This is a genomic window from Vibrio sp. SG41-7, assembly GCF_014164465.1.
Taxonomy (GTDB): Bacteria; Pseudomonadota; Gammaproteobacteria; order Enterobacterales; family Vibrionaceae; genus Vibrio; species Vibrio splendidus.
This window is the reverse complement of record NZ_JACJFF010000456.1, coordinates 1-246: the sequence shown is the minus strand read 5'-3', so window position 1 is coordinate 246 and position 246 is coordinate 1. Positions and strand designations below refer to the sequence as shown.

1 protein-coding gene is annotated in these 246 nt (G+C 40.7%); it reads right to left on the bottom strand.

Translation table 11 applies throughout. From position 1 onward, the window contains the following. A partial coding sequence (locus tag H5300_RS28635; protein WP_220503603.1) for a hypothetical protein occupies positions 1-96 on the bottom strand: 96 nt, incomplete at its 3' end. Between the last annotated feature and the right edge of the window lie 150 nt (positions 97-246).

The window sequence follows — 246 nt, the reverse complement described above, 5'->3', positions numbered from 1 at the left end:
TGCAACCAAGACATCCCAGCCAAGCTGATGCTCAACACCATCATTTAAGCCATCGTTGTCGCTATCCGAAGACAGATAATTACTTTGTAAGTCCAACTCGACAAGATTGCTTAATCCATCATTATACCCGTGATCATTGAAGGTGCTTGATTTTAGCCAAAATGAGGATCATGCTAGGTGACATGAAAATAACACTATCCAATGAACAAAAAATCACGCTGATTAACCAACACGATACGACTCGTG